This window comes from Halapricum sp. CBA1109 (assembly GCF_009741825.1).
Taxonomy (GTDB): domain Archaea; phylum Halobacteriota; class Halobacteria; order Halobacteriales; family Haloarculaceae; genus Halapricum.
Genome location: NZ_WPCA01000018.1, coordinates 17,273 through 30,912, shown reverse-complemented (window position 1 = coordinate 30,912; position 13,640 = coordinate 17,273). Strand labels below are relative to the sequence as shown.

Here is a 13,640-nt window from a genome sequence, read left to right as displayed (position 1 = left end):
GTCGCCCCGAATCGGACTGGGCTGTCGGGGACCGCGCGCGGGCAACCATCGAGTGGGCCAACGGTATCCAGCATCGCCTGCTTGAGGCCGTCGCGCCGATGTCGGGTGGACCGCGGGGCCGGACTCGACGGACCGGCCTACCACCATATGGGGGACGACGCGGATGGGGACGGACCCCCTCGACCTCGATCCGATTCGGCCGCCGCCGCGGCGCGACGCGCGCTCCCGCCGGGACCGACGTGGGCCACGTCCACCTCGAAGTGACCTCGCTCGATGCGTTCCGTGCGTTCTACGTCGACACGGTAGGCTTCGATGTCCAAGTGACGATGCCGGCCGCGTGCTTCGTCTCCGCCGGCGGCTACCACCACCATCTCGGCGCGAACACGTGGAACCGCCGGTCGGGACCCGCGGGCGCCAGCGGCCTGTCGTGGTTCGAGGTGGTCGTCCCCGAGACGGGCTCGCTGGCCGCGGTTCGGGACCGGATCGCCGACGGCCGGTACGTCGTCACCGAGACGGACGACGGCATCACCGTGACGGGGCCGGATGGTATCGAGGTCCGGTTTCGGGTCTGAGTGTCACTGATTCCGGTACGCGGAAAGCGCGAGTTTCCGGTAGCAATCGCGCGGCGGACTCACTCCAGAATACGGTCGAGGATCGTTTCCAGTTCCGTCTCGACTTCAGAGGCCTGCAGGATTCGTATCGACCGCTGTGAGTCCAACGGGGCTGTCGAGGAACCGTCGATGTCCTGAACGACCAGCACTCCGTTCCAACCGGTTCCGAAGGTGGATTCTTCGTACACGATATCGTCGTCCTGCCGGAGAAACGCGAGGTATTCCAGCGTCTCTTCGATCCCTTTTCTGACCGTCTCCGGACGCGACGAGTGCTTTACCTCGGTGATCAAGTACTCCCTCTCGTCTTCGGCCTCGATTTCGAGGACGATGACGTCAGGCCGACCGGTGGCGTCTTGAAACTTTTCGTCCTCGAAATACGTGTTTGCGACACGGAGCGACTCACGCTCGACAAGTTCCGTGCGTGATAGTTCCTCTCTCGACTTTTCGGACACGTCGGAGAGGAAAGAGAGACCCCGACTGTCCGGAGTTGTCGTGGTAGAGGACTATGTCCGTCCCGTCACGGGACAGGCGTGCGACTTCCTGTTTTGCCGACTTGATCGTCCGCATCTCGAACTCGCTCTCACTCAACTGCTCTATCGTCGCGATGTACCGGAACAGAACGTACAGTTCGAGGAGCGTTTCGTCGTCGTCTGGAGTTACAGCCGTCAGATCGAGGAGTTCCCGTATCGAATCCGGGTCCCCATCGAGAGCATCTCTATACTCAGAGAGGAGCGTCGCAGCACGCCGATAAAGCTCACTGCGGGAGTTTTCTGCTCGCCGTATCATCCTCGCTGTCGGTTCGTACTCTCCCGGCGGCCGGATACGCCGAACGTGGACGTTCCGTTCGAATATCGCTCTCATCCGGTCTACTAGCTCGGTGTTCTCGCTCCACCGTTCGGTGACCCACTCGTAGTCCCGTTCGAGATACTCTCTGGAATCGTCCAGAGTGGCGTAGATAACCGACAGCAGCCGCTTGAGAACGATATTCTCGTCGATATCGTAGTCCTCAGTCCGGTTTTCACAGACGAACAACGACCTGTCGCCGGGATGCTGGGAGTTGCGTGTCCGAACTGTCTTTCCCCAGTGGATTCGACCGTCCACGTTCCCACGAGAGACAGTGGACGTGTTCCGGGTCTGAGTTTTGATCCGTCGGAGTTCAGACGGCAGTGTCTCTATGAAATCGACGACATCCGGTCGGAGAACGAAGTGGAGACGGACGAGGGATTCGTAGTCGTAGAACCGTTCGTCGAGTGCCTCCGGAGCGATCTCCTCGGCGAAGTGACTCTCGGAGAACGACCCGTGCATCACGTAGGCTAGGATATCCTGCGTCAGACCGTCGAGCAACTGCTCCCTATTCATCTATCGTCACTTGCAGAATATCGCCCGCACGCTCCCGGAGCCGTGACTCCTCTATGCCACGGATAGTCACCAGACGAGAGACAATCCGTTCGCGGCGCGGAACACCCTCCAGTTGCGGGAACAGGTAGCTCACGACGGCATCGGTGAGAGAACTCTCCATCCCTTTCGGCGACGCCTGAACGTGGGCCAGCATATCTCGGATCACCGCTGGACCGATCTTCCGTTCGGACACTGCGTTGTTCGTCACGTACCAGATATCCCCGACCGCTTCACGAACGGGTTGCTCTACGCTGATCCCCCACGCCGATTCGTAGTCCTCGATGAGTGAGTCACGGTGCTGCCCGTCTTCCGGCACGGTCGGAGCGCTGATGTAGACGAACGCGAACCGGCGCATGAACGCGTACGACATCTCGTACAGTGATGTCTTGTCGTAGCTGTTCATCGTCCCGATGAGGCGCCACGATTGCGGAACGGCGTACTGGTGTGGCTCAATCGAATCGGCGACGTTCCCAGCGGGCAGAAGTTCTATCTCGTCACCCTCGTGTGTGAACGGGAGCGACACTTGCTGGCCGGACAGGAGTGTAAATAGCTGTCCGAACGATTTGTCGATGTCTGATCGATTGATCTCGTCGATGACGAGGACCTCGTTTCGCTGCTCTCCCCCTCTCTTGAAACAGCGTAGAACCTGACCGGGAGTGAACTCGAGCGATTCCTCGGATTCTTGGGGCATATATCCGCCGACAGTCTCGAACGTCGACCAATCGGCGGTCGCTGTCGTCGTCTGGTATCCCGTATAGACCTCCGGATGTTCGTTTGCGAGGTGCATCGATACCCGCTCCGCTATCTCTGTCTTCCCCGTTCCCGGGGGCCCAGTCAGAACGACGTGTTTCCCGGCGTTCAGTGCCGCAGTGATCTGATCGACGATTTCAGTCTTTCCGCCGTCCGGGAAGTGTAGCCCATCGAGTATCGTCGCGGGTATCTCGTACTCCGGCACTGCGTCGATATCTATGTCCCGCTGTTCGGCAGAGTCATCCCCGTACACCAGCGCATCGACGGACCCATACCGGCCACGTATTCCACCAACACCCATCTCGTTGAGTGGGGAGAACCCCATCGGATAGTCGATATCGTAGCCCGCAAGTTCGTGAATTTCGGCCGAAGGAACGTCCAGAACCACCGGGGAGTCGAGGAAGATGAGACACGACCACGGCTTCCCCTCCTCGTAGTTCGGCCAGATATCCTTCCCGAGCGATTGGTTCTTCTCCGTCGCTACTACCTCGGCGGCATACTCGTACGTTCCGTCCCGGTAGAAGAACAGAAAATCACCGGGGGAGATATTCTTCCAGCTACCTTCGACGGACTCTTTGGTCCCCCAGAGATGGATGCTGTCGCCATCAATGTCGACACTCGTACGATCACGGAACTCCGAAGCGGATACGCCCTCCAAGACAGTACGCTCGAAATTCTCTTTGGCGGCGTCGTTGCCGTACGGAGCGCGAAACACTCGCGGCCCGTCGTAGGTCATAACGCCACAACAGACCAACTCCGGGATGAAATAGCTACGGGTCCGGACTGGACTTTATCATAGAAAAGGGCAGCAACTGGTGGCGATGCAGTTACGTCGCCATCCATCAGCAAACTGTGAATGCTGTGGCGCATCTCTCTGGTTTGGCTTGAAAGACGAGGGGAAGGGCTGGAAAGTCGTCTCCGAATGTCGCAACTGTTGGCGGGACGTTCTCGTACAGTATCTCCCGTCACAGAACATCGACGACGAAGACGAGGCGTACGAACGTGCCGAGCTGATGGTACAGAGCGGGTAGTCGACGCCGGGATGTCGAATCGAGAGTCGCCCCGAACAGCACGCTTTTGCACCCACCGACCCCAGCGACGGTATGGACATTCTGCTCACGAACGACGACGGTATCGAGAGCACCGGCCTCAGGGCGTTGGCGGACGCTCTCGGGGAGGTCGGGGACGTGACCGTCGTCGCGCCGGCCGACGACCAGAGCGCCGTCGGGCGGGCCATCTCCGCGTCGGTCACCGTCGAGGAACGGGAGTTGGGCTACGCGGTCCACGGGACGCCGGCCGACTGCGTCGTCGCCGGACTGGAGGCGCTGGCGCCGGGGACGGACCTCGTCGTCGCGGGGTGTAACAACGGGGCGAACCTCGGGGCGTACGTCCTCGGGCGGTCGGGGACCGTCAGCGCCGCCGTCGAGGCCACGTTCTTCGACGTGCCCGCGATAGCCGTCTCGATGTACATCCCCGCCCGCGAGGACATCTCCTTCGAACGCGCCTCGAAAGACTACGAGGCCTACGGCGCGGCGACGCGGGCGAGCCGATACCTCGCCGACCACGCCATCGACGCCGGCGTCTTCGAGGGGGCGGACTACCTCAACGTCAACGCCCCGATGACCGACGGGCAGGGTGTCGGCGTCGAGACGCCGGTCCCGATGGAGATAACCGAACCCTCGGAGGTCTACCAGATGGACGCCATCCGGGACGGGAAAGACGTGACCCTCCACGACCGTATCTGGGAGCGGATGGCCGAGGGGTCGATTCCCGACCCCGAGGGGACCGACCGCCGGGCCGTCGTCGAGGGGCGGGTGTCGGTGTCGCCGCTGACGGCCCCGCACACGACCGAACACCACGAAGCGCTGGACGCGCTGGCCGAAACCTACCCGGAGTCGGCCTGAGCGCGAATCACTGGCGACTCCAGATGGCGTTCATAATGTAGCCCAGCAGGACGCCCGCGTACAAAAGGAGCGCGCCGCCGTCTAGCTGATCGATACTGACGAGGTACGCAAGCCCGGCGAACATCACGAGGACGACAGCGGCCGCGCTGGCGCGCAGGGCCATCGTGTAGGTTCGGCTGCTCGTCTCGCGGGCGCGGTCGCGGCGCGTCTGTTCGGCCATACCACCCCCAGTGGCTCCCGACGGTTTGTTAGGTGACCCGTACGGTGAGATGGGGATACCTACGCCGGACAGTACTTTACCTCCGCCGCTGGAAGGATGTGCTATGGCAATACTCGACTCCGTCGTTGTCTTCCTCGTCAGCCTGCTGGTCGGTGGCCTCGGCATCTACCTCGGTGCGCTGGTCATCACCGACACCGACGACTACTCCCGCGCGGTCTGGACCGCGCTGATCGGCGCGATAATCTGGGGCGTCGTCGGGTTCCTGTTCGGATGGATCCCGCTGCTCGGGCCGGCCATCGTCCTGCTGGCGTACGTCGCCGTGATCAAGGCCCGCTACCCCGGCGGGTGGGTCACCGCGGCGCTGATCGCGCTGTCGGCGTGGGCCGCGACGGTCCTGATACTGTACGGGCTCGCGGTGGTCGGCGTCGGGGGCTTCGACGCTATCGGTGTCCCGGGCGTCTGAAAGGGCTGGTGAGATAGCGGGCGCTGGAAGCGTGGAAAATCGGAGAAAGCGGAGCGCCTCAGTCTTTCATCTGCTGGAGTTTGTCCAGCAGTTCGTCCTCGTCGGCGTCGGACTGGAAGTCTATGGAGCCGTCGTGGTCGTTCTCGTGGACGCTGACCGCGTCGTCCTCGTCGTACTCTGTCTCGTTTCCGGAGTCCTGTTCGGACTCGTCGTAGCTTCCGAATCCCATTGTACTATACGATTAGTGACCACCGTCATAAACTGTGTGGACGAACGCGCGGTTTGTGGCGTGTCCACACGCAGGGAGTTATTACCCGTCAACTCCCACGAGTGAACGATGGCGACGCTGCTGGCCGAGGGCGTGTGGTGGCTCGACGTCGGGGTAATCAGACCCTACGACACCAACGCCTTCCTCGTCGACGACGGGACGGTGACGCTCGTCGACACCGGCCTGTGGCGCAACTGCCCGTCGCTCGCGAGCGAACTCGCCGACGCGGGCTACGAAATCGAGGACGTCGACCGAGTCCTGCTCACCCACTACGATTTGGACCACACGGGCGGGCTCTCCCGACTCACGCCGGCGTTCGACGGCCCGGTCTACCTCGGTGCGGCCGACGTGGCCCTCTACACCGGCCGGTGGGACCCGCCGTGGACCCACCCGAAGGGACTGTACCACCGGCTTGCCCGTCGACTGGTCCCGCTCTCGGAGACGCTGGACGTGCGGTCGGTCGAGGACGGCGACCGGATCGGGTCGTTCACGGCCTACCACACGCCCGGGCACAACCCCGGCCATACCGCCTACGTCCACGACAGCGGCGCGGCCTTCGTGGGGGACCTCGTCTGGGGCGGCGCGGACGGCCTCACGACGCCGGTGTGGCTGGATTCCTACGACGTGGGGCAACTGAAGGCGAGCGCTATCGACCTGCTGGGGCGCGCGCCGCCGTTCGCGGTGCTGGCGATGGGCCACGGCGACCCCATCACTGCGGACGGGGACCGGGCGCTGCGGCGGTACGTCGGCGGCCTCTGATAGTGGTTATTGTCGGTAATTTCGGTATCGACCGCCCGGACTCGGCGGTCCCACATAACCCAATGACTAAGAGATGTCGACGCCAACGTTGACGTAACGATGGCGACTGCTGATGAACAGATTCGGGTGAGCGATCGGGTAAAACGCGAACTCGACCGTCTCAGGCGTGGGGGCGAGAGTTACAACGACGTGTTAGAGCGCGTCCTTGATGAGGACCGGACTGGTGACTTTGGCGACGGGTTTGGCCGTTGGTCCGACGAGGAAGCGGACCGTGTCCGTGAAAGACGTCGAAAGTCCAAGGAGAAGCGGGAGAATCGGACGCGTGAGCGCGCTGAGGACGCTACATGAAGGTCCTCGACGCAACGTTCCTTATCGACTATCTCGACGGCATTGAAGCGACGAAGGATTTCTACGAAGCAAACGGAGCAGAGAACGAACGCTGGGTAATGCCAGTTCCAGCGTATGCCGAGGTACTCGTTGGCGAGGGGAATCTCCCGAATGGCGACGTTACTGGCGCTCGAGCTGACCTCTCTTGGGGCCAGAAGTACGACGTGGGCGAAAAAACGGCAGTAACGGCAGGCGAAATCGCTACCGAAGTCCCACCAAGCGGGCCCTACTTAGACGGCAACGATGCGCTGATAGCCGCAGTCGGTCGAGAGTTAGATGCACCAGTTGTCTCTAGGGACCGTGACCTCACACACGAGGAAACGAAAAAGGTCATTGACGTCGAAGAATACTGACTGACGGTTCAAACCCCATCCTCTGAGTTCTGCACGCCTATTCTGACACCTCTCAGAGAGGTCACTTTCCCTCTCGTAAGATGGAGTGCACAAATGTTGCAATGCTATTCAGCTAGTCCAATCTCTTTTTCATCTCTTCAACCGGCACTTCGATTCCCTTGTCGTATTCGAGGGTTTGCTCTGTCACCGTTTCGTAGCCGTGTTTCTTGTAGAACGGCACCGCATTGAGCGAGGCCCACAGTCCGAGTGAATCAACTGATGCATCCTGTACGGACTGTTCCAACTCGTCGAGCAGTTGTGTTCCGACTCCCTTTCCCGCAGCGCTTGGATGGACATACATACCAGTAATTTCTCCATCGATATCACTTGTGAAGTACCCGTCAGCCTCGGGTTTCATCCAGCCAAGGCCGATGACGTGGCCGTCTGTTTCAGCGACGAGAGAGTGTGTATCAGAACCTTCGATAGGATATAGTGCAGGATCAACGCCGCTTTTCCACGCTGAAACCTGCCGGTCATCATACGGCTCAGCCCCGAGCGTTTCGATAGCGGCTCTGGTTATCTCAAAAAATCGATCCACGTCCGCTTGAGTTGCTTCACGAAACTGCACGTCGATACAACTCTCTATCGAAACAAGTCGTATAATTCTGATCTCATAATCCCGAGTGCTGCACTAATCTTCTCTACTCAGCACGCCACCGCTGTCAGGTTCTCAGGGTTTCAACAGAGCCACAATAAACACTGTCACCCGAAGCCGACGGGCTAAAACGGCGCGGGCCTGAAAATCGGGATATGGACGTCAAACGGGAACTCACGAGCGTCGACATCGCGGCCCTGGCGGGGGAACTCGGTACCTACCAGGGCGCGAAGGTCGACAAGGTCTATCTCTATCCCGACGAGCAGTTGCTGCGGTTCCGGATGCGCGATTTCGACCGCGGACGCGTCGAGTTGCTGGTCGAGGTGGGCGAGCAGAAACGCGCCCACACCGTCGACCCCGACAACGTACCGCAGGCGCCAGAGCGGCCGCCGAACTTCGCGATGATGCTCCGCAACCGCCTCTCGGGCGCGGACCTCGTCGACGTCGAGCAGTACGGCTTCGACCGCATCCTGACGTTCACCTTCGAGCGGTCCGACGGCACCACGAAAGTCGTCGCCGAACTGTTCGGTGACGGCAACGTCGCCGTCTTAGACGAGACGGGCAGCGTCGTCGACTGTCTGGAGAGCGTCCGCCTAAAGTCCCGGACGGTCGTTCCGGGCTCACAGTACGAGTACCCCTCCGCGCGGTTCGACCCCCTCGGCGTCGACCTGCCGACGTTCCGCGAACGGATGAGCCAGTCCGACAGCGACGTGGTCCGGACGCTCGCGACGCAGTTGAACTTCGGCGGGACCTACGGCGAGGAACTGTGTTCGCGGGCCGGCGTCCCCTACAACCAAGCCATCGAGGAGACCACCGACGAGGAGTACGAGGCGCTGTACCGGGAACTGGAGTCGCTGTCGCGCCGCCTCGACGCCGGCGACCTCGACGCGAGAGTCTACTACGCCGAGGACGGTGACCGAAGCGTCCGCGTCGACGCGACGCCCATCCCCTTAGAGGAGTACGCTGACCGCGAGAGCGAGGTGTTCGGGACGTTCAACGAAGCGCTGGACGACTACTTCAGCAACGTCGACGCCGACCACAGCGACCGCGAGGAGTCCGGCGGCCGCGACCGGCCCGACTTCGAGGCCGAGATAGAGAAACAAAAGCGCATCATCCAACAGCAACAGCAGGCCATCGAGGATTTCGAGGCCGAGGCAGAAGCCGAACGTGAGAAGGCCGAACTGCTGTACGCCAACTACGACCTCGTCGACGACATCCTCTCGACGGTCCGGGACGCCCGCGCCGAGGACACCGCGTGGGAGGACATCGAAGCCACCTTCGAGCAGGGCGCAGAGCGCGGCATCGCGGCCGCCGAGGCCGTCGTCGGCGTCGACGGGAGCGAGGGCACCGTCACCATCGATATCGACGGGACAAACGTCACCGTCGAGACGGACGCCGGCGTCGAGAAGAACGCCGACCGCCTCTACACCGAGGCCAAGCGCATCGAGGACAAAAAGGAGGGAGCGAAGGCGGCCATCGAGAACACCCGCGAGGACCTCGAAGCGGTCGAGGCCGAACGCGAGGCGTGGGAAGCCGACGACGGGGACGACGGCGACAGCGGTGACGAGGAGGACGACGAAGACGTCGACTGGCTACAGCGACCCTCGATCCCCATCCGCTCCTCCGAGGAGTGGTACGAGCAGTTCCGGTGGTTCCACACCAGCGACGGCTTCCTCGTCATCGGCGGGCGCAACGCCGACCAGAACGAGGACATCGTCAAGAAGTACCTCGACCGCGGGGACCGCTTTTTCCACACGCAGGCCCACGGCGCGCCCGCGACGGTGCTGAAGGCGACGGGGCCGAGCGAGGCCGCGGACGACGACATCACGATTCCCGAGTCCAGCCGCGAGGAGGCCGCACAGTTCGCCGTCTCCTACTCCTCGGTCTGGAAGGAGGGGAAGTACGCTGCGGACGTGTATATGGTCGAGCACGACCAGGTGAGCAAGACGCCCGAGAGCGGCGAGTATCTGGAGAAGGGGAGCTTCGCGGTCCGGGGCGACCGGACCTACTACGAGGACACGGCCGTCGGCGTGGCCGTCGGTATCACGTGCGAACCGCAGACGGCGGTCATCGGTGGGCCGCCGAGCGCAATCGAGCCCCGAGCGGAGACGGCAATCGCCGTCGAACCCGGACAGTACGCCCAGAACGACATCGCCAAGCGACTGTACCGCGAGTTCAAGGGGCGATTCGCCGACGAGACGTTCGTCCGAAAGGTCGCCAGCCCGGACCTGATTCAGGAGTTCCTCCCGCCCGGTGGCTCCCGGATGGTGGAGTGATCACACCATCGCTTCGGGGACGATAGTCACCGGGACCGTGGCGTCGTCGACGACGGCGCTGGCGGCGCTGCCCTGCGTGACGCCCTCGACAAACCCCTTCTCGGTGTGGCCCATCACGATGTGGTCGACGCCGACGTCGGCGGCCAAGTCCAGAATCTCGCGGGCGACGCGGGTTCCCGAGCGAGCGCCGCTGTGACTGAGGTGTTCGATGGCCACATCGTACTCTACGTCGCTCTCCGAGAGGTCGTCGTCGACGGCGCTTCTGACCGCGCGAGCGTCGCCGTCGGCGCTGGCGTTGCCGACGAGGTGGACGACGTACAGCGGGCGGTCGTAGCGGCGACTCATCTCGGTGGCAACGTCGAGGACCTGCTCCCGGAGCGGCCCGTCGGCGATGGGGACGAGGATGGTCATACCGGTACTGCGTGCGGGAGCTACTAATGTCCGCCGTCGATTCCCGGGATGCTGGCCCGAACCAGCAGGCACTTAGCCCACGGTGCCGGACCCGGAGGTATGCGAATCGCCGAGCGCCACCGCGTCGAGGGCGGCCGGGAACGGATCACGCTCGTCCCCGAGAGCCTCGACGACCTGTGGCACCTCTCCTACGTCGTCGAGCCGGGGGACCTGCTGGCCGGCGACACGACGCGGCGCATCCAGCGGGCCGACGACGACCTGCGGGACAAAGGCGGCGAGCGCGAACCGATGTGGATGGAGATCGAAGTCGAGGACGTCGAGTTCGCGAAGTTCGCCAACCGCCTGCGGGTCGGCGGCGTCATCGAGCACTGCCCCCGCGAGGACCAGTTGGGCCTCCACCACACCATCAACGTCGAACAGCACGACGAGATAGAGATAGAGAAAGACTGGAAGCCCGATCAACTGGAACGGATCGAAGAGGCCGAGGAGGCGACCGACCAACCTGACGTCGCCATCGTCACCGTCGAGGAAGGGGAGGCGTACGTCCACACTGTCGCCCAGTACGGCACCGAACAGCGCGCGAGTATCACCGGGCCGACGGGCAAAGGCGAGTACGCCCAGCCCCGCGAGGAGTTGTTCGAGGAACTGACGGCCGTGGTCTCGCGGCTCGACGCCGACGCCATCATCCTCGCCGGGCCGGGGTTCACCAAACAGGACGCGCTGGAGTACATCGAGGAGGCCGAGCCAGACCTGCGCGAGCGCATCACTACTGTCGACACGAGTGCGGTAGGAGACCGCGGCGTCCACGAGGTGCTCAAGCGCGGGGCCGTCGAGGAGGTCCAGCGCGAGACCCGAATCGCCGAGGAGGCGTCGCTCATCGACGAGTTGACGGAGAACATCGCCACCGGCGGCGAGGCCGCCTACGGCCCCGACGGCGTGGCGAAGGCAGCCGACTACGGTGCTATCGAGCGTCTGCTCGTGCTGGACGACCGCCTCCGGGAGGAACGGGCGGGCGAGGGCGAGTGGGACCTCGACATCGATCACCTCGTCGAGACGGTCGAACAGAAAGGCGGCGAGGTCACCGTCTTCTCCAGCGACTTCGACCCCGGCCAGCAGTTGTCCAATCTCGGCGGCGTCGCCGCTATCCTCCGCTACCGCATCGACTGACTGTCGGGCCGCCCCCGGAGCGGTCGCCGAAACGGTTTTTTGCCACCACGCACAGGTACGTGTAATAGCCGTACCTTATATGTCATTTGAAGAACAGTCGGACTTCGCCCGGCAGGTCGCGGATCTGAACCGGTACGGACAGGCGCTGAACAGCTGTGAGACCGTCGACGAGGTGGCGTCGCTGACGGTCGAGGCCGTCTCGCTGCTGTTCGATTTCTCCTACGCGACGTTCGTCGGGGTCGAGGGGACCGACGCGCGCATCCTCACGTCGACGAACCCGGCGCTGTCGATGGGGGACGCGCCGAGCGACGCGGTGGCGGAGGCAATCGAGACGGGCAAGCGAGTGGTCGTGACCGGGTCGGAGGCGGGCGTCGGGTCGGGTTCGGACGTGACGGCGACGCTGGCCGTGCCGGGCAGTATCGGCGACGACGTCGTGGTCGCCCTCGTCATCCGGGACACGGGTATCGACGACGTGGGCGACGGATACGTCGAACCGCTGGAGATTCTCGCGGCCCACGCCGCGACGGCCGTCTCGAACATCCGCTCGCGCCGGCAACTCGAACGGGCCCGGACCGACCTGGAGAAGCGAAAGGAGATGATCGAACTGTACGACAAGCTCCTGCGGCACGACTTGGGCAACGACCTGCAGGTCATCTCCGGGTTCGCGGACGCGCTATCGCGGGACCTAAACGGCCAACAGCGCGAGTACGCCGAGAAGATAGCCGCCGCGGCCGAGAGCTCCGCGGACCTTATGGAGCGCGTGGGGGAACTCGTCTCGACGCTCGAACGCGAGGAAGAGCCCGAACCCCGGCCGCTCCAGTCGGTCCTCACGACCGTCGTCTCGTCCGTCGATGACCAGTACGAGTCGCTGACCGTCGAGTACGACCCCGAGGCGTTCGACTACAGCGTCTACGGGGGGGACCTGCTGGACTCGGTGTTCACGAACATCGTCTCCAACGCCGCGGTCCACAACGACGGCCCGGTCACCGTGTGGCTCTCGGCGACCGAGCAGTACCCCGACGAGATAGTCGTCAGCATAGCCGACGACGGGACCGGCATCCCCGAGGAGATACGCGAGGACCTCTTCGAGATGGGCAAGAAAGGCCCCGACAGCGACGGAACCGGCCTCGGTCTCGGGTTCGTCCGCGCGCTGACCGAATCCTACGGCGGGACCGTCGCGGTCAGCGACAGCGAACACGGCGGCGCCGAGTTCCGGGTCACGCTCGAACGCGTCTGATCACTCGACGCTGACGGTGAGTCCGTCCTCGGCGATAGCCACGTCGCCGTCGTAGTGGCCGGCGATACTGTCGAGCATCTCCTCGTGGCGACCCTCCGTGTGCGGGTAGAAGTGGGTGAGATAGACCCGGCCGATGTCGGCGTCGACGTCGTCGAGGACGGCCCCGAGTTGGCTCGGCGTCGGGTGGTTCGAGACATCGACGTCGTCGGGAAACGAGCAGTCGTGGACGAGTACCGCCGCGCCGTCGGCGAACCGGATCAGCCCATCGTCGGCCTCGCTGTCGGCTCCGAGGACGACGGCGGGACCGCTTTCCCGAGCCAGTCGGTAGGCGAAACACTGCATCGAGTGGACCGTCTCCCGCGCCGCGACGTCGAACCCCGAGAGCGCGGGGACGGTCCCGTCGTGGTCGTCGACTGTCAGGTCGACCCGTCCCCGGAGGTAGTCGTGGGCCTCCAGCAGGTTCTCGACCAGCGACTCCGTCCCCGGCGGCCCGACGACCCGCAGCGACTCTTCGCCGGCCAGCCACCGGGCTTTCAGCAGGGGGAGCAGGTCGGCGACGTGGTCGAGATGGTGGTGCGTGAGGAGGACGGTGTCGACCGCTTCGTAGCCGGGCGTGGTCTCCGCCAGCGACCCGAGGACACCGCTGCCACAGTCGACCAGCAGGTGCTCGCCGTCGCCACTGAGGAGGACGCCGCTCTGTGCCCGCCCCGGTGAGGGCATCGCCGCGCCGGTGCCGAGAAACCGCAGTTGCATAGCCGTACCCCCGGTCGGCGGCGTCAAAGCAGTGGCGACTCGCGGCCCA

17 protein-coding genes are annotated in these 13,640 nt (G+C 63.7%); 9 read left to right on the top strand and 8 right to left on the bottom strand.

The annotated features are described in order from the left end of the window. On the top strand, window positions 1-572 hold a 572-nt coding region (locus tag GJ629_RS16005), incomplete at its 5' end, for a VOC family protein (protein ID WP_370515774.1). 59 nt (window positions 573-631) lie between these two features. On the opposite strand, the gene GJ629_RS16000 is transcribed toward GJ629_RS16005, so the two are convergent. From GJ629_RS16000 to GJ629_RS03730, 3 genes are all read right to left on the bottom strand, one after another. Continuing rightward, window positions 632-799: a hypothetical protein gene (locus GJ629_RS16000; protein WP_197428413.1), complete on the bottom strand. Its 168-nt coding sequence runs from the start codon at window positions 797-799 to the stop codon at window positions 632-634. A gap of 211 nt (window positions 800-1,010) precedes the next feature. Then, complete coding sequence (locus GJ629_RS03735) at window positions 1,011-1,970, bottom strand: hypothetical protein (RefSeq protein ID WP_197428412.1); 960 nt, start codon at window positions 1,968-1,970, stop codon at window positions 1,011-1,013. Then, window positions 1,963-3,495 (bottom strand): AAA family ATPase, encoded by a 1,533-nt coding sequence (locus GJ629_RS03730; protein ID WP_157511817.1) that lies wholly within the window; start codon window positions 3,493-3,495, stop codon window positions 1,963-1,965. Before GJ629_RS03730 ends, GJ629_RS03735 begins: the two co-directional genes overlap by 8 nt. 367 nt (window positions 3,496-3,862) lie before the next feature. On the opposite strand from GJ629_RS03730, the gene surE reads away from it, so the two are divergent. Beyond that, window positions 3,863-4,663 carry a 5'/3'-nucleotidase SurE gene (gene surE / locus GJ629_RS03725; RefSeq protein WP_157511816.1) on the top strand — a complete coding sequence of 267 codons (801 nt, stop codon included), beginning with the start codon at window positions 3,863-3,865 and terminating at the stop codon, window positions 4,661-4,663. 7 nt (window positions 4,664-4,670) lie between these two features. Here surE and GJ629_RS03720 read toward each other — a convergent pair whose 3' ends face one another. After that, window positions 4,671-4,883, bottom strand: a complete 213-nt coding sequence (locus GJ629_RS03720; RefSeq protein ID WP_157511815.1) for a hypothetical protein — start codon at window positions 4,881-4,883, stop codon at window positions 4,671-4,673. A 109-nt stretch (window positions 4,884-4,992) separates the two neighbouring features. Here GJ629_RS03720 and GJ629_RS03715 point away from each other — a divergent pair, with 109 nt between their 5' ends. After that, window positions 4,993-5,346, top strand: a complete 354-nt coding sequence (locus GJ629_RS03715) for a hypothetical protein (RefSeq protein WP_370515775.1) — start codon at window positions 4,993-4,995, stop codon at window positions 5,344-5,346. Window positions 5,347-5,404: 58 nt separating this feature from the next. Here GJ629_RS03715 and GJ629_RS03710 read toward each other — a convergent pair whose 3' ends face one another. Continuing rightward, window positions 5,405-5,575, bottom strand: coding sequence for a DUF5786 family protein (locus GJ629_RS03710; RefSeq protein WP_157511813.1), 171 nt, complete (start codon window positions 5,573-5,575; stop codon window positions 5,405-5,407). A 108-nt stretch (window positions 5,576-5,683) separates the two neighbouring features. Between GJ629_RS03710 and GJ629_RS03705 the strand changes: the two genes are divergently transcribed. The 3 genes from GJ629_RS03705 to GJ629_RS03695 all read left to right on the top strand — a co-directional run bounded on the left by GJ629_RS03705 (window position 5,684) and on the right by GJ629_RS03695 (window position 7,113). Further along, entirely contained in the window at window positions 5,684-6,373 is a 690-nt protein-coding gene (locus GJ629_RS03705; protein WP_157511812.1) for an MBL fold metallo-hydrolase, read from the top strand. A 99-nt stretch (window positions 6,374-6,472) separates the two neighbouring features. After that, window positions 6,473-6,721, top strand: a complete 249-nt coding sequence (locus tag GJ629_RS03700) for an antitoxin VapB family protein (RefSeq protein ID WP_157511811.1) — start codon at window positions 6,473-6,475, stop codon at window positions 6,719-6,721. Continuing rightward, a complete protein-coding gene (locus GJ629_RS03695; protein ID WP_157511810.1) occupies window positions 6,718-7,113 on the top strand; it encodes a PIN domain-containing protein in 396 nt (131 codons plus the stop codon). The genes GJ629_RS03700 and GJ629_RS03695 overlap by 4 nt, the downstream gene beginning before the upstream one ends. 112 nt (window positions 7,114-7,225) lie before the next feature. Here the strand turns inward: GJ629_RS03695 and GJ629_RS16795 are convergent, their stop codons facing one another. After that, on the bottom strand, window positions 7,226-7,720 hold the full coding sequence (locus GJ629_RS16795) for a GNAT family N-acetyltransferase (protein WP_370515773.1): 495 nt from the start codon (window positions 7,718-7,720) through the stop codon (window positions 7,226-7,228). Window positions 7,721-7,902: 182 nt separating this feature from the next. On the opposite strand from GJ629_RS16795, the gene rqcH reads away from it, so the two are divergent. Continuing rightward, window positions 7,903-10,023, top strand: coding sequence for a ribosome rescue protein RqcH (rqcH, locus tag GJ629_RS03685; protein WP_157511809.1), 2,121 nt, complete (start codon window positions 7,903-7,905; stop codon window positions 10,021-10,023). Here rqcH and GJ629_RS03680 read toward each other — a convergent pair whose 3' ends face one another. After that, complete coding sequence (locus GJ629_RS03680; protein ID WP_157511808.1) at window positions 10,024-10,434, bottom strand: universal stress protein; 411 nt, start codon at window positions 10,432-10,434, stop codon at window positions 10,024-10,026. A 99-nt stretch (window positions 10,435-10,533) separates the two neighbouring features. On the opposite strand from GJ629_RS03680, the gene GJ629_RS03675 reads away from it, so the two are divergent. After that, window positions 10,534-11,601 carry an mRNA surveillance protein pelota gene (locus tag GJ629_RS03675; protein ID WP_157511807.1) on the top strand — a complete coding sequence of 356 codons (1,068 nt, stop codon included), beginning with the start codon at window positions 10,534-10,536 and terminating at the stop codon, window positions 11,599-11,601. 79 nt (window positions 11,602-11,680) lie between these two features. Further along, window positions 11,681-12,838 carry a GAF domain-containing sensor histidine kinase gene (locus GJ629_RS03670; protein ID WP_157511806.1) on the top strand — a complete coding sequence of 386 codons (1,158 nt, stop codon included), beginning with the start codon at window positions 11,681-11,683 and terminating at the stop codon, window positions 12,836-12,838. Here GJ629_RS03670 and GJ629_RS03665 read toward each other — a convergent pair whose 3' ends face one another. After that, window positions 12,839-13,591 carry an MBL fold metallo-hydrolase gene (locus GJ629_RS03665; RefSeq protein ID WP_157511805.1) on the bottom strand — a complete coding sequence of 251 codons (753 nt, stop codon included), beginning with the start codon at window positions 13,589-13,591 and terminating at the stop codon, window positions 12,839-12,841. Window positions 13,592-13,640 lie beyond the last annotated feature (49 nt).